At 60.5% G+C, this 20891-nt stretch carries 19 protein-coding genes and 5 pseudogenes; 14 read left to right on the plus strand and 10 right to left on the minus strand.

Annotated elements, in window-relative coordinates; translation table 11 throughout:
- Positions 1 to 120: 120 nt before the first annotated feature.
- The 7 genes and pseudogenes from nifA to nifS form a co-directional block, all read right to left on the minus strand.
- Positions 121 to 1881 (minus strand): nif-specific transcriptional activator NifA, encoded by a 1761-nt coding sequence (gene nifA, locus CK230_RS26015; protein WP_095796095.1) that lies wholly within the window; start codon positions 1879 to 1881, stop codon positions 121 to 123.
- A gap of 143 nt (positions 1882 to 2024) precedes the next feature.
- Positions 2025 to 2324 carry a ferredoxin family protein gene (locus tag CK230_RS26020; RefSeq protein WP_067318654.1) on the minus strand — a complete coding sequence of 100 codons (300 nt, stop codon included), beginning with the start codon at positions 2322 to 2324 and terminating at the stop codon, positions 2025 to 2027.
- Between the two features lie 12 nt (positions 2325 to 2336).
- Positions 2337 to 3644, minus strand: a complete 1308-nt coding sequence (locus CK230_RS26025; protein ID WP_095783665.1) for an FAD-dependent oxidoreductase — start codon at positions 3642 to 3644, stop codon at positions 2337 to 2339.
- Between the two features lie 11 nt (positions 3645 to 3655).
- Entirely contained in the window at positions 3656 to 4762 is a 1107-nt protein-coding gene (locus CK230_RS26030) for an electron transfer flavoprotein subunit alpha/FixB family protein (RefSeq protein WP_095796094.1), read from the minus strand.
- Positions 4763 to 4781: 19 nt separating this feature from the next.
- Positions 4782 to 5633 (minus strand): electron transfer flavoprotein subunit beta/FixA family protein, encoded by an 852-nt coding sequence (locus CK230_RS26035; RefSeq protein ID WP_095796093.1) that lies wholly within the window; start codon positions 5631 to 5633, stop codon positions 4782 to 4784.
- A gap of 182 nt (positions 5634 to 5815) precedes the next feature.
- The gene (gene nifW / locus CK230_RS33685) at positions 5816 to 6292 is read right to left on the minus strand and encodes a nitrogenase stabilizing/protective protein NifW (protein ID WP_348629171.1); all 477 of its coding nucleotides are present in this window, start codon (positions 6290 to 6292) and stop codon (positions 5816 to 5818) included.
- Positions 6269 to 7402 (minus strand): annotated as a pseudogene (nifS, locus tag CK230_RS26045) (cysteine desulfurase NifS); the annotation flags it as partial. The gene nifW and the pseudogene nifS, both read right to left, overlap by 24 nt.
- Positions 7403 to 8097: 695 nt before the next feature.
- On the opposite strand from nifS, the gene CK230_RS26050 reads away from it, so the two are divergent.
- The 4 genes from CK230_RS26050 to CK230_RS26065 all read left to right on the plus strand — a co-directional run bounded on the left by CK230_RS26050 (position 8098) and on the right by CK230_RS26065 (position 11683).
- Positions 8098 to 9993 (plus strand): ABC transporter ATP-binding protein, encoded by a 1896-nt coding sequence (locus CK230_RS26050; RefSeq protein WP_245330192.1) that lies wholly within the window; start codon positions 8098 to 8100, stop codon positions 9991 to 9993.
- 552 nt (positions 9994 to 10545) lie between these two features.
- Complete coding sequence (locus CK230_RS26055) at positions 10546 to 10725, plus strand: CCE_0567 family metalloprotein (RefSeq protein ID WP_095796090.1); 180 nt, start codon at positions 10546 to 10548, stop codon at positions 10723 to 10725.
- Positions 10722 to 11033: a ferredoxin III, nif-specific gene (gene fdxB, locus CK230_RS26060; protein ID WP_095796089.1), complete on the plus strand. Its 312-nt coding sequence runs from the start codon at positions 10722 to 10724 to the stop codon at positions 11031 to 11033. Before CK230_RS26055 ends, fdxB begins: the two co-directional genes overlap by 4 nt.
- The gene (locus CK230_RS26065) at positions 11030 to 11683 is read left to right on the plus strand and encodes a nitrogen fixation protein NifQ (protein ID WP_095796088.1); all 654 of its coding nucleotides are present in this window, start codon (positions 11030 to 11032) and stop codon (positions 11681 to 11683) included. The genes fdxB and CK230_RS26065 overlap by 4 nt, the downstream gene beginning before the upstream one ends.
- On the opposite strand, the gene rpoN is transcribed toward CK230_RS26065, so the two are convergent.
- Both rpoN and CK230_RS26075 read right to left on the minus strand, forming a co-directional pair.
- The gene (gene rpoN / locus CK230_RS26070; RefSeq protein WP_095796087.1) at positions 11680 to 13134 is read right to left on the minus strand and encodes an RNA polymerase factor sigma-54; all 1455 of its coding nucleotides are present in this window, start codon (positions 13132 to 13134) and stop codon (positions 11680 to 11682) included. The genes CK230_RS26065 and rpoN overlap by 4 nt on opposite strands.
- Positions 13135 to 13208: 74 nt before the next feature.
- Complete coding sequence (locus CK230_RS26075) at positions 13209 to 13754, minus strand: peroxiredoxin (RefSeq protein WP_095796150.1); 546 nt, start codon at positions 13752 to 13754, stop codon at positions 13209 to 13211.
- Here CK230_RS26075 and CK230_RS33225 point away from each other — a divergent pair.
- The 5 genes and pseudogenes from CK230_RS33225 to CK230_RS26095 all read left to right on the plus strand — a co-directional run bounded on the left by CK230_RS33225 (position 13744) and on the right by CK230_RS26095 (position 17482).
- Complete coding sequence (locus CK230_RS33225; RefSeq protein ID WP_176480215.1) at positions 13744 to 13893, plus strand: hypothetical protein; 150 nt, start codon at positions 13744 to 13746, stop codon at positions 13891 to 13893. The genes CK230_RS26075 and CK230_RS33225 overlap by 11 nt on opposite strands.
- Before the next feature lie 853 nt (positions 13894 to 14746).
- Positions 14747 to 15127, plus strand: a complete 381-nt coding sequence (locus CK230_RS32690; protein ID WP_141246100.1) for a hypothetical protein — start codon at positions 14747 to 14749, stop codon at positions 15125 to 15127.
- A gap of 102 nt (positions 15128 to 15229) precedes the next feature.
- Positions 15230 to 16447, plus strand: a complete 1218-nt coding sequence (locus tag CK230_RS26085; RefSeq protein ID WP_095796086.1) for a cytochrome P450 — start codon at positions 15230 to 15232, stop codon at positions 16445 to 16447.
- 43 nt (positions 16448 to 16490) lie between these two features.
- Entirely contained in the window at positions 16491 to 16736 is a 246-nt protein-coding gene (locus CK230_RS26090; protein WP_095796085.1) for a ferredoxin, read from the plus strand.
- Positions 16737 to 16957: 221 nt separating this feature from the next.
- Positions 16958 to 17482 (plus strand): annotated as a pseudogene (locus CK230_RS26095) (nuclear transport factor 2 family protein).
- Between the two features lie 250 nt (positions 17483 to 17732).
- Here CK230_RS26095 and CK230_RS33690 read toward each other — a convergent pair.
- Complete coding sequence (locus tag CK230_RS33690; protein WP_245430068.1) at positions 17733 to 17930, minus strand: hypothetical protein; 198 nt, start codon at positions 17928 to 17930, stop codon at positions 17733 to 17735.
- Between the two features lie 93 nt (positions 17931 to 18023).
- On the opposite strand from CK230_RS33690, the pseudogene CK230_RS33695 reads away from it, so the two are divergent.
- The 5 genes and pseudogenes from CK230_RS33695 to CK230_RS34045 form a co-directional block, all read left to right on the plus strand.
- A pseudogene (locus CK230_RS33695) lies at positions 18024 to 18537 on the plus strand (SDR family oxidoreductase).
- Positions 18538 to 18715: 178 nt separating this feature from the next.
- The gene (locus tag CK230_RS33700; RefSeq protein WP_245330186.1) at positions 18716 to 18904 is read left to right on the plus strand and encodes a hypothetical protein; all 189 of its coding nucleotides are present in this window, start codon (positions 18716 to 18718) and stop codon (positions 18902 to 18904) included.
- Positions 18905 to 19076: 172 nt separating this feature from the next.
- Positions 19077 to 19420 (plus strand): annotated as a pseudogene (locus CK230_RS26105) (LLM class flavin-dependent oxidoreductase); the annotation flags it as partial.
- Between the two features lie 46 nt (positions 19421 to 19466).
- Positions 19467 to 19775, plus strand: coding sequence for an IS66 family insertion sequence element accessory protein TnpB (gene tnpB, locus CK230_RS26110; RefSeq protein WP_095796084.1), 309 nt, complete (start codon positions 19467 to 19469; stop codon positions 19773 to 19775).
- Positions 19776 to 19842: 67 nt separating this feature from the next.
- A pseudogene (locus CK230_RS34045) lies at positions 19843 to 20754 on the plus strand (IS66 family transposase); the annotation flags it as partial.
- Positions 20755 to 20891 lie beyond the last annotated feature (137 nt).

Consider the following 20891-nt stretch of genomic DNA (forward strand, 5'->3'; position numbering starts at 1 on the left):
CGGTTATGTCGGGCCCCCGACGACGGACAAAACGTGGTCGCGAAACGTACCCGTGTTTGTCTCAGTTTCACCTATTGCGGGGAGCAGCCGTGCCCCCAATGTGGTGTCATCAATGACGTTTTAGAACTTCTTCACGCCGATACGATGCCGGCGCAAAGCATAGCTAACCTGCCGCGGCGTGAGACCGAGGAAACGAGCCGCCTTGGCCTGAACCCAGCCGGCTTTCTCCATCGCATCGATTAGTCGGTCGCGTTCCGTCAGACGCGGGTTCATTGCAGGGCAAGCGGGATGGTTGGGGTCGCAGGTCTTGCCGGGCGATGCATCATTGTGGGAAGCGCCGCTACGCATGGCAGGCAGCGGCGATCCAACCGGCATCATATTGCCACGTGCGAACTCGTCGACGGCATAGCCGCCTTGCGAACGGCCGTCTCCTTTCCACAGAAGCGAAGAAAGGCACTGGCTGTTCTGGCAAGCGAAATCCGCCGGAGTTATTGTCGTTGAACGCGCAAGTGTGGCCGTCCGTCGCACACAATTCTCCAACTCACGCACGTTGCCAGGGAAATAGCATTGCGAGATCAGATCAAGCGCCGACGGCGTGAAGACAAGGTCGCGACGGTTCTCCTTGTTGAATCGGTCGAGGAGAGATTTCGCAAGGCGTGGAATATCGTCCGGGCGTTCTCTGAGGGGAGGCAGGACTATTGGCACCACATTGATGCGGTAATAAAGGTCGGCTCTGAACTCTCCATTCCGGACAGCCGTCTCGAGGTCCTTGTTGGTGGCGCATATGAGCCGCACGTCAACCTTTAGGGTCCTGGTGCCGCCCACTCGCTCCAGTTCTCCTTCCTGCAAGACGCGCAACAGCTTGGCTTGAAAGGCAGGCGAAATCTCGCCGATTTCATCAAGCAGCAGGGTTCCGCCATTAGCCAATTCGAACCGGCCGGCGCGCTGCAGGATAGCCCCGGTGAAGGCGCCCTTCTCGTGGCCAAAGAGCTCCGATTCCAAAACGCTTTCGGGCAGTGCGGCGCAGTTCAATTTGACGAAGGATTTCTCCCTCCTATGCGAAAGCTTATGGATGGCCTGTGCAAAGAACTCCTTTCCGGTACCGCTTTCGCCTCGCAGAAGCACGGTGGAATTGGTCCTGGCCACGACCGAGACGATCTCGAGCACCTGCTTGAGCGCGGGACTTTCTCCGACGATTCCGTCGATCTTGACATGGGGATGCCGGGCCGGATGGGTCCCGTCCTCGTCGAGCGACTGCTCTGGTCTCGGTTGCTTTTCGATAAGTGACTGACGAGCTGTGCTCAAAGTGCGATGGAGGCGGATGGTCCGAGCGACCAGATTGGCGACCATGGCCAGGAAGCGTAGGTCCTCCTCGCAGCGGAACCTGGTAGGACCGTTCTTGACGCGGTCGATCGACAGTGTCCCGAAGATCTTTTCCTCAGCCTTTAGCGGGACACCGATAAAGGCAGTTGCGATCGTATCGCTGCTAGATTGAGGGTCAGCCTGGAATAGGTCAGACGAGCTTGTGTCTTGTATGACGATCGGCCCTCCAGTAGCGACGATTTTGTCTATTACGGCCTGGGGTACGACGCTGCCGGCGCCTGATTGAGGCACAGTGCCGCCGCTAGTTGCGCTAATCTGCGGGTGTCCTTCAGCGCCCAGGACTACGATTGCACCATGACGCATATGCATAAACGAGGAGAGGACATTCGCGACATTGGCAAGCGTAATCTCCAGCCGGGCCGGGGCAGTCAGAACCTTCGATATCTCGTAGATTCCCCTGAGCAAGCTGTCCGCATCGCGCACCGCTTCGACCGCAGGTTCAGGCGGAGTGTTTCGTGATGCAATTTCACCGACCTGATCTGGAGGCATGTGAGCCATGCGAACACCTCAAGGTTGTCTAAGGTGTCCCTCCCGAGCCCTTTTTTGTATTTTGAGTTCTAGAAACATAGTAGATAATTGCGAACAATATTGACGGTCTTGACCGCAATTGCGAACCTTTCGTTTCTCGCACTGTGCGCCAGTCATCCGAACTTGAAGAGAACGCCGAACCCGCCGCGCGGGTAATTCCACACGATCTCACCGCTGGCCTCGCACAGCACGCGACACGTGCCGCATTCCATGCAGCCGTCGGAAGTGGTCTCCACCTGGCCCTTGTCGTTCAACTCATAGCACTTGGCCGGGCAGATGTGTGTCAGCGCGAGAAGGTTCGCGCTCGGCCTCTCGTGCGGCTGCACTTTGATATGCGGGCGGCCCGGATCGACTAGATAGCGATTCTGATAAAGCTTCTCCTCGACGCGTAACTTAGTCACAGCGATCGTCATGCTGTTTCTCCTTCAGCGCCATGCGAGTGCCAGGCGGACCACATCGCTGATCAGCCCCCAGCGCGAACGCGCCTTGATGAAGGCAGCAGTGGTCGCCTTTTCCTTCTCGATTTTCGGAGTGCCGTCGACGCGCATGAAGTTCTGCGCGGCCTGCGACATCAACTGCGGGTAAGTCATGAAGAAATTGCGGGAGTTGGTGTGTATCAGGGCCGGCATGTCCTTATATTTCCTCAGGTCTTTGACTACGAAAGACTTGTCCAGCATGGTCTTGTAGAGGGCTAGGTTCCTCCTGATCATCGGCTGGTTGCGGCCCTTGATCTCAATGATCGCCTCGCCCGCGATGCGACCGGAAGTCATGGCAAGGTTCGAACCCTCGCGGTGAATAGCGTTGTTCAGTTGGGCGGCATCGCCGACCGCGACCCAACCGTCGCCGAAGAGCTGCGGAATTGCCTTGTAGCCACCTTCGGGAATGAGATGCGCGGAATACTCCTTGACTTCCGAGCCCGCGATCAGCGGCCGGATCGAAGGATGGTTTTTAAAGGCATCGAGGAGGACGTATGGGCTCTCCATTGTCTTGGCGAAATCGGAGACGAGGCAGCCGATACCCAGAGAGATCGACTCCTTGTTGGTGTAGAGGAACGCAAGTCCAGCCATGCTGCGGGAGATCGTGCCCGCCGCTTCGATCACGCAGCCTTCGTCCCCTTGGAGGCCGAACCGCTGCTCAATGACCTCATCGGGTAGGAAATGCATCTCCTTGACAGCGAGCGCCACGCTTTGTGGCTTCAGCATCTTGCGCAGGCCGGCCCGTGTACCGAGCAGTCCGTTGACGCCTTCTGCGAGCACGACGACGTCCGCGTAGATCGGCCCGCCAGCCCGGTCGGTGCGCACGCCGATCACCTTACCTTTGGCATTGCGGACGAGGTCGGTCACTGTCGTCTCGCACAGAACCGTCGCGCCGGCCTCGCGCACCTTGCGCGAAAACCACTTGTCGAACTGGGCGCGGATGATCGTGTAGCGATTGGGCTTCGCCTCGTTGAAATCATCCGATCGATACTGCATCCCGGTGTGGGAGGTGTCGTCCATCAACCAGAATCGCTGCTCGACCAGATGCCGCTCGAGAGGCGCATCATTCCGGAAATCCGGGATGATTTGCTCCAACATGTCGGCGTACATGATGGCGCCCTGGACATTCTTGGAGCCCGGATACTCGCCGCGCTCCAACTGCAGCACCGTCAGGCCCTGTCTTGCCATAGTGTAGGCGGCCGCGTTTCCGGACATACCGGCGCCGACGACGATGGCGTCGAATTCTTCCTCGATCATGGCCGTCTTCCTTAGCTCGCAAGCTTGTCGTGGCTGTGCGGCGACAGCCGCCGGGTGAAAGCTTCCGTCAATGCCGGCAGGAAACGGATCGCATCGGTGACGATGCCGAGGTGGGCAAAGTCGAAGATCGGGGCATTCGGGTCGGTGTTGATGGCTACGATCAAATCAGCCCCCTCCACGCCAACCCGATGCTGAATGGCGCCCGAAATCCCGGCCGCTATGTAAAGCTTTGGCCGGATGGTCTTGCCCGTTTGGCCAATCTGCCGATCGGCCGGCATCCAGCCCTTCTGGACCAGCGGGCGCGAACAGCCATATTCGGCGCCGATTGCGCGCGCTAAATTCGTCACAAGCTGCAAATTCTCCGCTGAGCCGAGGCCGAGGCCTCCGGCAACCACGATGTCGGCGTAGGCGAGATTTGCCTTTGCCGATTGGCGATCGAGGTTGAAGCCAAGGACTTTGGTGATGATCTCTTCCTCCGTCATCGACAGCTTGTGCCGGATGACGTGCCCAACCGGTTTATCAGTCCGCGGTGGCATGGCCATGACCCTCGGTCGTACGGTGGCCATCTGCGGCCGGTAGTTGAGCGTATAGATCGTGCATAGCAAGGAACCGCCGAAAGTCGGACGGGTCGCGGCGAGCGACCCGTCGACATCCACATCGAGTTCGGTACAGTCGGCTGTGAGCCCTGTCAGCAAGGTCGTCGCTACTGAGCCGGCGAGGTCCCTGCCGAGCGTGGTCGCACCGAGAAGCAGGATCTCCGGTTTGTGGGCATTGACCAGATCCGTCATTGCCTTGGTGAAAGGCTCGTTGCGATAGTCAGCAAGCAGCGGTGCCTCGACGAGGTAGACAAGGTCGGCGCCGTAAGCGAATGCCTCGGCAACGGCATGCTGGGTGGCATCACCCGGCGGTCCGAGCACGATCCCCGCAAGCTGGATGCCAAGCTTGTCGGCGAGCTTGCGGCCTTCGCCGAGCAGTTCGAAGGAGACGGGATGGACCTCGCCGCGTTCCAGTTCGATGAAAACCCAGACGTGCCGATAGTCCTTAAAGTGCTCAGGCAATTCCTTCTTGATGCCGCCACGGCCTGCGGCAGGAGGGGCTTCGCGTTTCGCCTTCAACATCTCTCTCCTTGCCATCCCGTCACTGGCCGCCGTCGAAGGCGAGTTCGTGTTCCAGCGCTGGCTGGCGGGTGAAGATTGCGGCGATCAGTTCGTCAGCGACGCCATGCTGCGTCTTGTCGGTCATGTCGATCTGCGTCGCCTTTTCCGCCCGCGTGGTAGGGGCGAAAACGCGCTTGACGACCGTCGGCGAGCCGCGCAGGCCGCATTTGGTGAGGTCCTCAATGCCAGCTTCGGCCGCGCTCCACTTCACGATTTGGCTGCGTGCGGCGCGCAGGGCGTCGTCGAGCGAGCCCCTGCGGATTTCGTTGGTGCCTTCCAGCATTGTGATGAGGCAAGGCAGCCTGCTTTTCAGCATCTGCGTACCGCCTTCCGAACGGCGCTTGACGGTGATCTCGCGCGCGTCGAGATCGATAGCGGCGATCTTCGCCACATAGGTGAACTGCAGGAGGCCGAGGCGCTTGGCGATGCCGGGCCCAACTTGGGCGGTATCGCCGTCAATCGTCTGCTTGCCGGCGAAGACGATGTCTGGAGCGCCGAAGGTCTCGCCAATTCTCACGATTGCCCGAGAAAGCGCAAAGGAGGTCGCCAGCGTGTCCGAGCCGGCAAAGCAGCGGTCGGTCAAGAGTACCGCGCGGTCGGCGCCATAGGTGAGCGCCTTGCGCAGCGCATCTTCTGCCATCGGCGGACCCATGGTAAGCACGGTGACCTCGCCACCATGGGCGCCACGCAATCTGAGTGCCTCTTCGAGGGCGAACAGGTCGTAAGGGTTGATGATCGTTGGCACGCCCTGGCGCATGATCGTGTTCGTCACCGGGTGGACACGTATCTGCGCGGAATCCGGCACCTGCTTGATACAGATTACAATGTGCATTGCTTCCCTCTCGGCTCTAGTCCGCAAGCCGCCCTGGCGTTCATCTCCTAAGCAGCATCATTCGTGCCAACCGTTCTGCGCTGCTCTGTTCTCTTTGAGATCGGTTTGCTGTCTCCCAAAGGTGCCGTCGTGATGACCGGTTTTGTCGGCTTTTCGTCATCGTCGTGTCGACTTTGTCGCGCTCATTCTGTCCCGAACCGCCTCAGGATCGAATCGAACGGGACAAAGGCGCGGTCCCGAGTGGCGGGTTTGTCCGGATCGTGCTCTTTGAGCACCTTGAAGACCCGTTGCGTGAGTGGCGAGGATGTCGCGAAATCCTCATAAGCGCGTTCCAACGTCGCACGCGCCCGCGCGGCGATCACCCCGTCGGGAAGACCGGCGAAATCCTCTTCAGCGAGGTACTGGCCCATGCGCTTCATGATATGGAGCCGCGAGACATTGAGCACCTTCGGATCATAAGAGATGCCAAGGACTTCGAAGAACTCCTCCGCAGCCGACAGGCTCTTCAGCCGTGCGAGGATGTCGGTGACATTGATGGCACGGCTTTCAGCAAAACAGCTGCGCAGTGCATTTTCCTTGGCCTGAAACGGCGGTCGGGGTTGCATCGTCGCTGGCGAAGACGGGGAAAGGTCACACAGCTTCTTAACGATCCCGGGCATGACCTCGAGCACCCGGTCGACGTCCTCCTCGCCGTTGTTGCGCGAGAAGGAGAAACGGATTGCGCCGTGTGCCGCGCTATCGGGGATATTCATCGCCACCAAAACATGGCTCGGCTCCAGCGAACCGGAGGCGCATGCAGAGCCAGAGGAGCAGGCGATGCCCTCGCGATTGAGGAAATGCAGTATGCCCTCACCTTCGATGTGTCCAAAGGCGATATTTGCAGTGTTCGGCAACCGCGCTCGTAAATCGCCGGCCACGAAGGCGTCTGGGATGCGCTGGAGAAGTTCTTTCTCGAGGCGGTCTCGCAATGCCTTTACCCGTGTGTTCGCGTCGTCCATGAATTTCAAGGCAAGATCGGCTGCCACGCCGAGGGCGACGATGCCTGGCGTGTTCTGCGTGCCCGCGCGGCGATTGCCCTCCTGGCTCCCCCCCTTGATCAGCGGACAGAAGTGCACGCCGCGCTTTACATAAAGTGCGCCGACCCCTTTCGGTCCGTGTAATTTGTGACCGGAGAGAGACAGCATATCGATTGCGGTCGATTTCAAGTCGATCGCAAGCTTGCCCACCGCTTGCACCGCGTCGGTATGGAAAAGGGCGCCGACGTCTTTGGCTAACTCAGCAAGCTCGACCACCGGGAAGATCGTTCCGGTCTCGTTGTTCGCCCACATGATCGAGACGATCGCCACGCGCGGGGTGAGGGCGGCCCTATAGGTGTCGAGGTCGAGCCGGCCGTGGCGATCCACCGGAATCCTATGCACCTTGATGCCGCGCGTCTTCCCAAGGTGGGCACAAAGCGTCAGCACGGCCGAATGCTCGACTGCGGAAGTCACGATCTCAGTGCGCTCAGGCGTCAACTCGAGCGCCGAAAGGATCGCGGCGTTGTCGCTTTCCGTCCCGCCCGAGGTGAAGGTGATCTCGTCGTCGAACTCCGCGCCGATAAGCGTTTGCACCTGCAGGCGCGCCTTTCTCACCGCCGCCCCGGCGGAAGCGCCAAAATCGTGGCTCGACGAAGGGTTGCCGAATTGCTCGGTAAAAAACGGCAGCATTGCTTGAACGACTTCAGGATCGACCCGTGTCGTTGCGTTGTTGTCCAGATAAACAGGCCTCATGGATGTGATCCTTCTCCTGAGGGCAATCACGCAAAGCGCACGCCCGGTCTGTCATGATGATGGCTAGCCGAAGGAGTTGCCGCGGCCATATTCGGCCCGCGCTTCTTGGGGCCGGCGCGGCCGCTCGCCTCGACTTAATGCGCCAGCCCTGCGCCGGCCTGGGAAGGCGCGGTCTTTAGGCCACGGCGGGTTTCGGTGCGCTGGGGCGTGGACCGTTTCTCCTTCAGGCCGGGAGGCGTTCTCGAACAGCTACGCATGGACCGTGCCAAACAAGGAGATCATTTCGAAACAATAAGATGGCTCCAACACTGCTATGTCGCCTGTCCGACATCGGCGGGCATGTTCGACGGTGAACGCCGTTGGATTGGGTGTGAATTCCGCTTCGCGTGAGGAGCAATCCGTCGGCCGTCCGCCAAGGATGCCCGCGTCACCGATCCGTCGTGTCGGGTTTGTCGAGTGCGCGACGCGGCGCTGTCCGCCCCGCTGCCTGCTGAGCTCTCGTTGTCATTGAAGAATATGCAGAAAATTCTTCTGGGCTTCTTTCTGAGCCTTTGGCACGGCTATTGCGGTTCACTCCTCGTAAGGCAGCGCGTGCCCGCGGCCGAATATTCATCTCGCTGGTGACATCGCGATCGATGGAACGAAGGAAAGAAAGCAACATGTCAGGTCCAGATCGGCTGCCCGCGTTCCGAGCGATGTTTTCGTCCTCAGGCAGACCTTCCATTTCAGCTTTCTTGAGACCGAGCGTCCTGCTGCGCTCGTACAAAGCCAGGCGTCGTTTCCACATCGATCTGCGCGGCGCCGCCTTTTGCGACGTTTTCGCCTTCACCATACGCCACTGGAGCAGGCAGCCGGTCCGGCTCGCAATCATTATGATCGCGGTGCTTGTCGCAACGCTCCTCGACGTCCTGACGCCGCTCTATTCCGGACGGCTCGTAGACGCGGTCGCCCAAGGAGCGGCAGCCGACACCGTCGTATGGGATGCGGCTCTTGCCGCCTTTTCAATGTTGATTGCGCTCACACTCGGCGCCGTCGTCATGCGCAACATCGCCTTCATTGCCATCAACGACTTCATTCTGAAGATGATGTCCGACATCGCCAGCGACGCGTTCCATCGGGTCCAGCGCTTTTCGACCGATTGGCATGCGAAAACCTTCGCCGGCTCGACAGTGCGCAAGATCACGCGCGGCATGTGGGCGCTCTGCCTCTTCAATGACACGATCGTTCTCGCGTTGTTTCCCTCGCTCATCATGCTCGTAGGCTCGAGCGTTCTGCTCGGCTGGTACTGGCCGATGATGGGGCTGATCATCGCCTGCGGCTCGGTTGGCTATGTGGCGCTGATCATTATCCTGTCGCTCGGCTATGTGGCGCCAGCGGCAAGCCTTGCCAACAACTGGGATACGAGGCTTGGCGGCTCGCTTGCGGACGCCATCAGCTGTAACGCGGTGGTCAAAGGCTTCGGCGCCGAAGCGCGGGAAGATCATCGCCTCGCGAAGGTCATCTCCAAGTGGCTGCACCGCACCCGCCGGACTTGGGTGCGCGGGACGATCAGTGCTGCATTCCAGGGGATCATGCTTCTTGCGATGAGAGCGGCTTTGATCGGCTATGCCTTGTTTATGTGGTCGCGCGGCCAGGCTACCCCAGGCGACATCGCCTTGGTGCTCGCGTCTTTCACCGTCCTGTATGGCTACTTGCGTGATGTTTCCATGCACGTGCGCAACATCCAGCGCTCTGTAAATGAGATGGAGGAACTGGTCCAGACCTACAGCCAGCCGCCCGACGTAGCCGATGTTCCGGGCGCCAAGCCGATCCGGATCACGAAGGGTCACATCGATTTTGAGAGCGTCCATTTCCACTACGGCAATCATTGGTCGCCATTCTACAGCGACTTGTCGATTTCGATTGAGGCCGGCGCACGGGTGGGTCTGGTCGGCCCCTCTGGCTCCGGCAAGACCACCTTCGTCAAGCTCATCCAGCGGCTTTACGACCTGGATGCTGGACGAATCTTGATCGATGGGCAGGACATCTCGCGGGTGACGCAGGCCTCGCTGCGCTCGCAGATCGCGATCGTGCAGCAGGAGCCCCTCCTGTTCCATCGCTCGCTGGCCGAGAACATAGCCTATGGGCGGCCGGGTGCTTCTCGGTCCGACATCGAGCAGGCGGCGCGGCTCGCCAGCGCGCATGACTTCATTTCGCGCCTGCCGAACGGCTACGGTACGCTGGTCGGCGAACGCGGCGTGAAGCTTTCAGGCGGCGAGCGCCAGCGTGTAGCGATAGCGCGCGCCTTCCTCGCCGATGCCCCGATCCTGATTCTGGACGAGGCGACGTCGAGCCTCGACTCGGAATCGGAGGTGCTGATCCAGAAGGCGATGGAGCGGCTCATGGTCGGGCGCACCACGCTCGTCATTGCGCACCGGCTCTCCACGGTGCGCGAACTTGACCGGCTGCTTGTCTTCGACCGTGGTTGCATCACCGAGCAGGGCGACCATGCCACGCTGATCCGTCGCGACGGCATCTACCGCCGCCTGTTCGAACGGCAGGCCTTGGAGCTGACAAAGGGGTGGGATGAGACCAATGTGCAACGCGGTTGAACGCGGCGTGAATTCAGCTTGCCTCCCCAGCAATCCTGTCGGGCCATTGCTGAAAAGGCGGCCGCAACCTGTCGTCGGACTTTTCGAATCCACGACACGCCTGGGGCCGACCTTTCTCCTGCCGTGCTCTCGGGTAAACCGATGAATGGGATGCAGACAATTTTTTATGAGCTTCGTCCTGCGTTCCCGTCGCGGAGCTTGAGTCTTCCTCCTGAGGCGGCAGCCGCGCAATCATTTAGATTCTGGTTGATGCGATCAATGGAGCGAAGGAAAGCAACGCGTCGCGTCCGCGCCAGATACGCGTTCTGTGGCATAGAGACTGTCGCCAAAATCGACGCCCTCCCAGCGATCGCTCACCGCCCGCGTCGACATCGGGCACAAGATCTTGAATGTCGGCTGCGACCCACCGCTTTTATCCCGAACTCGAGACGTTCCGGAAAATCGCCGAGGCCGGCACGCCGGCGATGCGGTCACGGCCATCGAAGCGCGTCCCGAGATGGCGCGGGCGTAAGAAAATCGGCTTGCGAGGAAGGGATCATGTAAGAGCTGGAGATGTTGCAGAAGAAGCTCCGCAAGCTGCAGGCGCGCGCCGGAGACGCCAAGATGGACTTGCACGACCTTGCCGAGGACCTGGCGGTCAACTGGACCGAGATTAAGGCGGTCGCCTTCGAGATTTTTGCCGAGTTGGATGCGGCAAAGGAACAACTCGCGGCGTTGGAGAATTCACAATGACGGGCGTCACCCGCGACGGCTCTCCCTGGACGCCGCACTATCTGACGGCGATCGATGGCGCGACCTGCATCGGGTGCGGCCGCTGCTTCAAGGTCTGCTCGCGCGAGGTCATGCACCTTCATGGCGTCGATGACGCAGGCGAAATCCTCGGCATCTGCGCGGGCGACGATGACGATTTCGACGGCGAGCTCAACCGCATGGTCATGGTTGTCGACCATGCCGGCCGCTGCATCGGCTGCGGCGCCTGCGGTCGCGTCTGCCCGAAGAACTGCCAGACCCACCTTGCGGCCGACAAGCTTGCTGCATGAGCTGGGGACAAGACCAGGAGAACGGCGCCACATTCGCCGATCACCGTCGTTGTTTCAGTACAAGCCAATGGCCGCCGACAGACCTGGGGGCGGCGTTCGACCGGCATGCGCTTGCCTGTGTTGCCTACCTCGCGTTCGAGGAGGTGGTCGCCGGCAAGGCGACCGCGACCGAAGCAACCGGCCTTTCGCGTGCCGACCTGCGAGATGTCATGACACGCTATTTCCCGGCTGTGCCCGTCAACGCCTTCGCGCTGGAAAAGCTGACCGATCCTGAGCCGGATATGGAGGAAGAGCTTCTGCGCGGCCTGCTCATTGGGCATGCCAGGCCAGGCGATCCGGTGAGCACCCTCTTCGCCAAGATCATCGCCAGGCGTAGTTTGCGCAATCACCATCTGTGGCAGGACCTTGGCCTTTTCAATCGGGCCGAACTCAGCCGCTTGATCGCCAGGCATTTCCCGGCGCTGGCGGCCGGCAACACCAAAAACATGAAATGGAAGAAGTTTTTCTATCGTAAGCTCTGCGAGGCCGAAGGCTTTTCGCTATGCACCGCGCCCAGTTGTCAGGAATGCCCCGATTTCGAAAGCTGTTTTGGCCCGGAGGAAGGCGAAAGCCACTTGGCACGGATCAAGAACGGGTTCGCTTTGGATTAAGAGCCGTCTTCGTCGCCGCCACCGCCTGGGCTTGATTGGCATCGAAGCCGCACGCGCTTTTCCCGGCGACGTCGCGCGGAGGACGGGATGTTCAGCGCCTCACGATATTTCGCAACGGTGCGGCGAGCAATGTCGATCCCGGTGTCCTTGAGCCGGGTGGCGATGTCGTCGTCGGAAAGCACCTCGTCGGGCGATTCCACGGCAACCATCGCCTTGATTTGATGGCGGACAGCTTCGGCGGAGTACGCGTCGCCGCCTTCGCAGGAGCCGATCGCGACGGTGAAAAAATACTTCAGTTCGAACACGCCGCGCGGGGTCAGCATGTACTTGTTCGACGTCACCCGGCTTACCGTCGACTGGTGCACGTTGATCGCATCCGCGACAGTCCTGAGATTGAGAGGCCGCAGGTGGGCAACCCCATGTTCAAAAAAGGCGTCCTGCTGGCGGATGATTTCAGCCGCTACCTTGAGGATCGTCTTGGCGCGCTGATCAAGACTGCGGATTAGCCAGTTCGCGTTTTGGAGGCATTCGTTGAGAAATGACTGATCTTTCGAATTTTGGGCGCTTAGGCGGGAGACCTCGGCAAAATAGTTTTGGTTCATCAGCACTTTGGGCAGCGTGTCTGGATTGAGTTCGATTTGCCACCCACCTCCGGGAGAGGGATGGACCAAGACGTCAGGTATGATCGATTCAGGCCCTCCGGATTGGAATCGGTTTCCAGGCTTGGGATCGAGCGCGCGGATTTCGTGCAACATGTCGAGAAGGTCGTCTTCATCGACACCGCAATGGCGCTTCAATGTTTGAAAATCGCGTCGCGCTAGCGCTTCAAGATTGGCGACCAGCGCTGCCATCGCCGGGTCGAACCTGTCTAGCTGCCGCAACTGGATCTCAAGGCATTCACTGAGAGTTCGCGCAAAAATACCCGGTGGATCGAACTGCTGCAAGGTTCCGAGAACCCGTTCCACAACAGCCTCCCGGACATTCAGGCTGCGGGCCAGTTCCGAAAGGTTCACCGGAAGGTATCCGGTGTCTTCCAGATGACCGGCAAGCTCGCCAGCTATTCGCCGCTCCAGCGGCGCGAATGCGCTGAGAGCGATCTGACGAGCGACATGGTCGTGCAATGTTTCGATGGACGAGCAGTAATCTTCGAAAGAATGGTTTCCCCCCGGTGCGACATTGTTTTTGCCGCGGATTGATTTCCACTGCGAGGCCCGATCGGACATACCGCCCGTGGTCGGCCCGATGCGCGGGTTCCCGGCCGAAATCGAGGGAATATCCTTCGGCGCCCGGTTTGATGCCCGTTCCAGAAAGGGGTTCTTCTCGATTTCCTGCTCGACGAACTGATGCAGTTCGGGATGCGCCAGTTGCAACAGGCGAATGGATTCCATCATTTGCGGCGTCAAAACCAACGATTGCTTCTGACGCTGAAGCAGGCTTGCTGAGGACTCCATGGTTAGCGTGAAACTCCTCTCCGAGCGACCCTGGGCTTATGCAAGGGGATGTGGGAGACGTTGACTCCTCTAGCTCATGCAGCCGTCGCGGCTTTGGCTTTCAGCGCTTCAAGGACGTTCTGCGGCGACGATACGCCATAGGGGTCGGTCTCGCAGTTGTCGCAGAAACCGTCCTCCTCAAACCACTGCTCCACCACGCCATTGTTGATCACGGCAGCGTAGCGCCAGGAGCGCATGCCGAAGCCGAGATTGTCCTTTGCAACCAGCATGCCCATCTTGCGGGTGAACTCGCCCGAGCCGTCTGGGATGAGTTGGACTTTCTGCAGCCCCAGGCCCTTGCCCCAGGCATTCATGACGAAGGCATCGTTGACGGAAACGCAGTAGATCGCGTCAATTCCCTCCTTCTCGAACTCCTCGTAGAGCGTTTCGAAATCGGGCAACTGGAAGGTCGAGCAGGTAGGCGTGAAGGCACCGGGCAGCGAGAACAGGACGACGCGCTTGCCGCTGAAACAATCGTCGGATGTCTTGTCTTCCCAGCGGTACGGGTTTGGCCCCTCGATGGACTCATCGCGAACACGCGTGTGAAAGGTGACGACGGGAACTTTTTTCTTGACGGTCATCAATGTGCTCCTGGAGGAAAACTGGTGCGCTGCTTTTTCGCTTGAGACTGACGCGGCATCGACCTCGGCCGGGAATTCCGCCGAGCGCCGCCACGGCATTGGATCAGCCATGGGCAAAACCGCTCGCGAGCGCGTTTGAAGAAACGAGATCTCGATTTGCGGCGGCAACGAGAACGGTTTCACTACGCGCTTGTACGGGGCGTCGCGATGTCAGCAATGGTCTTGCTCCTGGCCACCTTGTGATGGGTTCTGCCGAGTACGACGCAAGCGCCATGCCATTTGATTTTAGGCTGGGGTTCACACTGTGTTGTGCTGCGACAACTCTTTGCCTGAGCGGCCAGTATCCTGCCTTCGCCGAGACCGAGCGCGCCCATAATCACCTGATCGTGAGCTCTGGGTAGAAGGGCATCGCCTTTTTGCGTTCCAAGCCGCGAACCTCTTTGTCCGAAGCTGGACAAAAATGTCGGAAGTCGGACCGGAGGGTCGCCGGATCGCACAGAGCATAGGTGGCTCGAATTCGCAGCGAGAATCTGGGCTCATAGTCGGGAGGAGGGACAGGAGTCGATCGGGGCTAACCTGACGAGAGTCCCTGTGGCCTTCGTTCCCGAGGATTGAGACGGGCCTTACGCGCTTCGCCCTATCGACGCCCTCCAGACAGCTTCGAAATCGGCAGTGGGTACAAAAAAGCCAGCACGTCCATTAGCAAGCTCGCCATGGGCATCTTCCTGAACTGCGACTGCGTGAGGCGGGCACGGTGCCGAGGTGACGGGAAACCGCTTTGCACTCGCGCAGCATTTTGAATCTGCCGCGACTTTGCTGTCGGCTTTGTCAGGTCCGCGACACGGCTGCGCGCCGCCAGGCTTGCGGCTGCGCATTCGATCAAACTGTTGAATGACATGTAGAAATCTTCTGCAGGGCTCTTTCCGCGCCGCTGGCACGACTTTTGAAGCTCTCTCGTGAGGCGGCGGCAGCTACCGCCTGGGGTTCATGTTGTGGGTACCATCGCGATCAATGCAGCCAAGGAAGACAAGATGTCGGGTCCGCGTCGAGCCGATCTGTCCAAAGGCACTGCCTGTGAAAGCCCGACCGGCGTGGCTGGCGTGGACACCAGCAGTTCGCCTGGCACCGGCCAACGGCCATCGATCGAACAGGGCATGAGATTCGACCGGCATGTTTGCTCATGCTCACATCGCGTGCGCTCGCGGAAATCGGCGAAAGCGATGTCGACGGGTACGGCCTCTCGCGTGCCGCGCTACGGACATCCTGAAGAGATGACCGGCCTGAAGCCGTTGTGGGGAAGAGCTTCATTTCCGGCTCGCCGTTCGAAGCTGGAAAATGCCGCGTCTCCGACGATTTCGCTCGTCGCTCTTTAGCGGGCAGGCAGCGGTCTGGCCAAGACGGTTACAAGCTTGCCGGATGGCCAAGATGCCATTCCGCGCCGCCTTAGTCAGTGGTTAGACGGTAGGAGAAGTCCAATGGCGATCAACCCGGTTCCAGATCATGTCCCGCCCGAAATGGTGAGGGACTTCAGCCTGTTCACGTCGCCAGGCATGCCACCAACGCCCAACGGGGATCCACACGCAGCGGTAGCTTGCGCACATGACGGGCCTCCGATCTTCTATTCCCCCTACAACACGCAAGATGGCCGGGGCACCTGGGTCATCACCCGCGCCGCAGACCAGCGTAAGGTGCTGCAGGACGCTCAAACTTTTTCCAGCCATCGCAGCATCTTCTCCTCCGTACTGGGCGAAACCTGGCCGACGATCCCGCTTGAGCTCGATCCACCGGCCCATGGCGTCTTTCGCTCGCTACTTAGTCCGCTGCTTTCGCCCAAGCGGGTGACGGCACTGGAACCGGCTGTCCGTGAGCGAGCGATCGCCCTGATCGACGGAATCACCGCATCAGGCACGAGCTGCGACGTCATGAAGGATTTTGCCTTTCCGTTCACTGTCGGCATCTTCCTTCGCTTTCTGGGATTGCCGGATCAGGGACTCGATACATTTGTCGGCTGGGCGAAAAATCTGCTCCACGGCGACGATGTGGAACGACCTGTGGCTGCCCGCAAGATCGTGGCTTTCATCGATGAACTTGCAAACAATCGCCGCAAGGATCCGGTCGACGATCTCATGACCTTCATCGTGCAGGCACAGGTTGAGGGCCGCCGGCTAACCGACGACGAAGTCCGTGGCATCGGCGTGCTTGTCTTCGTCGCGGGACTTGACACCGTCGCAGCAGCTATAGGCTTTGATCTGGCTTATCTAGCGCGCAACCTCAAGGATCAGGAACTGCTGCGCAGCGAACCGGACCGCATCGTGCTCGCAACCGAAGAATTGCTGCGGGCCTATCCGCCCATTCAGTTGATCCGCGTGGCTACGAAAGATATCGACTTCGAAGGCGCGCCGATCCGAAAGGGGGACTATGTTTCCTGCGCCACGATGATTGCAAATCGCGACCCGGAGGAATTCGAATCCCCCAACACGGTCGATCTGGCGCGAGAGCACAACCGCCACGCCGCCTTTGGCTATGGTCCCCATCGTTGCCTTGGATCACACCTTGCCCGGCGCGAGATTGTCATTGGCCTGGAGGAGTGGCTGGCGCGCCTCCCGACCTTCCGGATCAAGGAAGGTACAGCGCCCATCACCTGTGGCGGCCATGTGTTCGGAATCGAAAATCTGATCCTGGACTGGTCATGACCATGGCCGTCCCGAGGCATGGCAAGACAATGGAGGCAGCGCTATGCGCATTATCGTCCACAATGCCAAATGCCAGGGTCACGCGCGATGCTCGGCGCAAGCGCCAAGCATTTTCACGCTAGATGATGAGGGATACGTCCTGCCTGGCGATATCAATGTCGCGCAAGGGGACGAACTGCTCGCGTCACGGGCCGTGCGATCCTGCCCCGAACGTGCGCTGGAAGTCGATAGCCCATCGGCCGCCCGGTTCGATCCAGCCGCCATTCAACCAAAAGCTGGGGAAGCTTAGGTGGCATCGACGAGGCTCACACCGCAAAGCAAGGTGTCCGGCCGCTTGCCTGCCTACCTCCTCTCCGGCATCGAGACCTCCATGACTCGCTTGCTACACGTGAAGTTCGTCTCCGTTCTGGCGTATTCAGTTGCCGATCGGTTCGTCCTTGCACGCATCTAGAGGGACGAAACGCCTCTTCCAATCTCAGAATTTGCGACAGAGCGATGGGCTAGGCAAAAATCACCGAACTGGGCGACCGCGAGGCGATCCGCGACTGCCTTTATCGGTATTGCCGCGGCATAGACCGCGCCGATGAGGCTGCGCTGCGCAGTGCGTATTGGCCCGATGCGCATGACAATCACGGCGCCTATTGTGGCTCAGCCGAGGGCTTCATCGAGTTTGCGCTTGGTGTCTTCAAGACCGGACCGCGCTTAATCCACCAGATCACGAACGTATTGATCGAATTCATCGACCCGACGGAGGCCTTGGTCGAAAGCTATTTCACCGCGCTGCAACGCGGACCAGACAACGACGGAGAAGCACGTCAGGTGCTCCTCTGCGGCCGTTACTGCGATCTGTTTCAGAAGAGGGAGGGGGCGTGGCGCATCGCCGAACGGACCGTGGTTTGCGATTAGTTCGAAGAGCAGACCCCACCAGCGGTCCCCGAGGCAGAACGGTTCGGCCTACGGCAACCGATCGGAGCAGCGCATCCCAATGACCCGGTTTACGCGCTCAGAAAGCGCCGCAGCTCGTCATCAAACTGAAAATGCAATGCATGTCACCACAATCCCTTCCAAGCTCCCAAACGGGAGCCGCATCGAGGGAGCGGTCCCGGAAGGCAACACGTCTACCGGGTATGGAAACTTGCAGTCACCAGGACGCCTTGCAATGCCGCGACCGGTCTTGCGGCTGGCTCGCGTCCAGATTGCTGACGCTGGCTGCGGAGAGGTTCATATGAAGCAGGCAGGACCCGTCGTCATCATGACGGGAGCGGCAGGCGGGAGCGGCCGTGCGCTAGTCGATATCGATGCCGCCGATGGAGACATCCTCGTTGCGGTGGACTTCATGGCAGCGGCGTTCTTGAACCGGCCGGCGGTCTCGGCCATCCGCATCTGGGCTTCGAATGCGATGGCGCAAACTACGCTTCGACGCGGCCGTATAGCGCGATAATGTCCTCTTCTCGCGAGACAACGCGGCGATAGAACCGGCCATGGCTGCTGTCGACACCGGTTTCGAGGCCTTCCGACGCGTGCTGGCAACAAATCTGATCGGGCCTTTCATCATGGCCGGCGAGCGGCGAGGCGCATGCGGCCCGGCGCTGCCATTGTCAACGTCGCTTCGCTGGCGGGCGTGCTCGGCAATCCCAAGCGCAATGCCTATGCCAGCTCGAAAGCAGGCTTGATCGCTCTCACGAGTCGCTTGCATGCGCGTGGCCTCGCGCGGCATCCGCGTAACGGCGGATGGCGCCAGGATACGTGCGCACGCCGGTGCTGGCGGAACTGGAACGCGCGGGCAAGATGGACCTCGCGGCCGTGTGCCGATGGGTCGAATGGCGCGCCCCGACGAGATCGCTCGGGCCGTGCGTTTTTTGGCCAGCGCACAGACGGGCTATATCACCGGATCGGTGCTGACGGTCGACGGCGGTTGGATGTCGTTCAACCAGCCGGGCGATGCGCACCCGCCCGTGGACGAGACGCCTCGAGCCGAACTCTTCCGGCCGGCCGAACGAACCGATGCCCGCACAGTGGTCGTAACGGGAGGCGTGAACGGTATAGGCGCCGCCGTCGTTCGCCGCTTCGGAACTCCGACACAGTCGTGATTTCCGATAAAGATGGTGCTGGGGCGGCAGAACTCGCTGGTTTGCTGGGCAGCAGACACGTGGCGAAATCCGTCGACGTGGCGGTCGAGAGCGAGGTGGTGGCGCTATTCGAGGAAGTACGGGGCGTTTCGGTCGTATCGAGGCCCTCCTCAACTGTGCTGCGGTTGCCAATACGTTTGTGCGAGGGATCGAAATCCCGGAACAGATCGAGCAGGTGCTGGACGTCAATCTCACCGGCACCTTGATCCAACAGAACGTTCGCCGCGACGGGCTGCGGTTCGTTGAAGCCGATGAGGTTCCAGAAGTGAGACTGCGGCTGCATGGCATGTCCGAAGCGCGGCTTGCCAGTGATCGTCTTCCTCGATGACGGAAATCTCATCATCAGGGGTTGAAACACTTGCCGGTTGCCTGCGGCCGCCGAACGATTTGCAGCTCTGCCAGATGGTCGACTACGTCGCCACCGGATCAATACCGAGGCCCACCCGCAACCGGCACAAGACGAAGGCCCGATTGGCCACTTTGTGTAAACAAGGAAACACATGGAATTCGCGACATTCATCTTGGCGGCCCAGCGCCACCAATCGTGCGACAGCGTCATCGGTAACTCCATAGAACAGGCAATCGCTTCGGAGCAGGCCGGCTTCAACACCGCTTGGTTCGCCGAGCACCACACAACAATTACAGCCTGGTTCCCTCGCCCTTGATGGATGGTGGCACTGTGCTGGCCTTACGAGCACCATGCGCCTTGGCACAGGCGTCTGTGTGCTGCCGCTATATCAACCGCAGCGCCTGCTCTCCGAGATCGGCTTTGCCGATATCGTTTCGAACGGCCGCCCGGAACTCGGCGTCGGCTCAGAAATACCAGCAGTTCGAGTTCGAGCGCGCTGAAGGCGACGTCGTGATCGGGCCGACGGGGTGCGGTCAAGGTCATGGTCACGACGAAGCCCGCGGAGGGCTTGGCCGCCCTGATGCGCGAGACGATGGGCGCCGATCCGTGCAGCGGCGCGATCTACGTCTTCCGCGCCAAACGCACGGACCGGATCAAGCTGATCTTCTGGGACGCCACCGGCGTCTGCCTCTATGCCAAGCGCCTGGAGGATGGGGAGTTCCGCTGGCCAAAGGTTCAGGACGGCGTGATGCGACTGACAGCCGCGCAGTTCTCGGCGCTGCTCGAAGTGCTCGACTGGGGGCGCGTCCGTGAGGCGCAGCGGACCCGTGTTCCAACCCAGGCCGGCTGACCCGCGACGGTGAATCAGTCTGGATTCCGCTGTCGCGGGCTGTCGGGGAATATGGTCTGATCCGCTCATGGCGATGGCGGCGGACCAGCTTCCTGACGATCCAGACGCGCTGAAGGCGATGGTCTTGGCGCGTGATGCCGAGACTGCGACCGATCCAGATCATCAAGGAATTGCAGCGCCACCGCTTCGGCCGACCGCTCACGTCCTCGCCGATCCGGTCAAACCGCTTCGGCAACACGGGTAGGCGTGGTGCGAGCGGCTCGATATCGTGCCGGCGCAGCTGCGTGTGATCGGCGTGCGCCGGCCCAAATATGCCTGCCGCGCCTGCGAGGATGTGGTCGTTCAGGCTCCGGCGCCCGCCCGGCTGATCGAAGGCGGGCTGCCGACCGAGGCCACCGTCGCGCAGGTGCTGGTCTCCAAATATGCCGATCACCCTGCCACTCTATCGCCAAACGCAGATCTAGGCCCGGCGGGGCATCAATTTTGATCGCTCTACACTCGCCGACTGGATTGGCCCGCCGCCTGGCACCTACGTCCAAGTCAACGAGCGGCTGCTGGAGAAGCTGAAAGCCTCGCCGAAGCTGTTCGCCGAAGAGGCCACCGCGCCGGTAGTCGATCCCGGTCGCGGCAAGACCAGGACAGGCCAGCTCTGGGCCTATGCGCGTGATGATCGGCCATGGCAGGGGAGCGACCCGCCGGGCGTCGCTTATCTCTATGCGCCGACCGAAAGGCCTAGCGTCGGATCGTTCATCTGGCGGGCTTCACAGGAATCCAACAGGTCGACGGGGATGGCGGCTATCGTCTGCTCGCCGACAAGAGCGACGTGACGCTCGCCTTCTGCTGGGCGCACGTGCGCAGGCGCTTCTATGAACTCGCCGCGGCCGGTCCCGCGCCGATCGCCGGCGAGGCGCTGAGACGGGTCGCCGAACCTTATCGCATCGAAGACGACATCCGTGGACGATCGGCGGAGCAGCGTCGTTGCCCGTGACTATGCGCACCCAACGAGGCGCGCAGTGACTGTCCCCAAGCTGGATCATTCTAAAATCTCGATTGGCTGATTGTTAGCATCCTCCGACCTTGTGTCGGGTTTTTGACGTTCGCGACGCATGGTTATCT

Source organism: Mesorhizobium sp. WSM3859 (assembly GCF_002295065.1).
Lineage (GTDB): Bacteria > Pseudomonadota > Alphaproteobacteria > Rhizobiales > Rhizobiaceae > Mesorhizobium.

Excerpts from the sequence above, each read along its gene's own strand:
- nifA (WP_095796095.1), bottom strand. The coding sequence starts at position 1,881 with ATGGCTCACATGCCTCCAGATCAGGTCGGTGAAATTGCATCACGAAAC.
- CK230_RS26020 (WP_067318654.1), bottom strand. The coding sequence starts at position 2,324 with ATGACGATCGCTGTGACTAAGTTACGCGTCGAGGAGAAGCTTTATCAG.
- CK230_RS26025 (WP_095783665.1), bottom strand. The coding sequence starts at position 3,644 with ATGATCGAGGAAGAATTCGACGCCATCGTCGTCGGCGCCGGTATGTCC.
- CK230_RS26030 (WP_095796094.1), bottom strand. The coding sequence starts at position 4,762 with ATGTTGAAGGCGAAACGCGAAGCCCCTCCTGCCGCAGGCCGTGGCGGC.
- CK230_RS26035 (WP_095796093.1), bottom strand. The coding sequence starts at position 5,633 with ATGCACATTGTAATCTGTATCAAGCAGGTGCCGGATTCCGCGCAGATA.
- nifW (WP_348629171.1), bottom strand. The coding sequence starts at position 6,292 with ATGCCCGGGATCGTTAAGAAGCTGTGTGACCTTTCCCCGTCTTCGCCA.
- CK230_RS26050 (WP_245330192.1), top strand. The coding sequence starts at position 8,098 with ATGTTTTCGTCCTCAGGCAGACCTTCCATTTCAGCTTTCTTGAGACCG.
- CK230_RS26055 (WP_095796090.1), top strand. The coding sequence starts at position 10,546 with ATGTTGCAGAAGAAGCTCCGCAAGCTGCAGGCGCGCGCCGGAGACGCC.
- fdxB (WP_095796089.1), top strand. The coding sequence starts at position 10,722 with ATGACGGGCGTCACCCGCGACGGCTCTCCCTGGACGCCGCACTATCTG.
- CK230_RS26065 (WP_095796088.1), top strand. The coding sequence starts at position 11,030 with ATGAGCTGGGGACAAGACCAGGAGAACGGCGCCACATTCGCCGATCAC.
- rpoN (WP_095796087.1), bottom strand. The coding sequence starts at position 13,134 with ATGGAGTCCTCAGCAAGCCTGCTTCAGCGTCAGAAGCAATCGTTGGTT.
- CK230_RS26075 (WP_095796150.1), bottom strand. The coding sequence starts at position 13,754 with ATGACCGTCAAGAAAAAAGTTCCCGTCGTCACCTTTCACACGCGTGTT.
- CK230_RS26085 (WP_095796086.1), top strand. The coding sequence starts at position 15,230 with ATGGCGATCAACCCGGTTCCAGATCATGTCCCGCCCGAAATGGTGAGG.
- CK230_RS26090 (WP_095796085.1), top strand. The coding sequence starts at position 16,491 with ATGCGCATTATCGTCCACAATGCCAAATGCCAGGGTCACGCGCGATGC.
- CK230_RS33690 (WP_245430068.1), bottom strand. The coding sequence starts at position 17,930 with ATGGCCGGTTCTATCGCCGCGTTGTCTCGCGAGAAGAGGACATTATCG.
- tnpB (WP_095796084.1), top strand. The coding sequence starts at position 19,467 with ATGGTCACGACGAAGCCCGCGGAGGGCTTGGCCGCCCTGATGCGCGAG.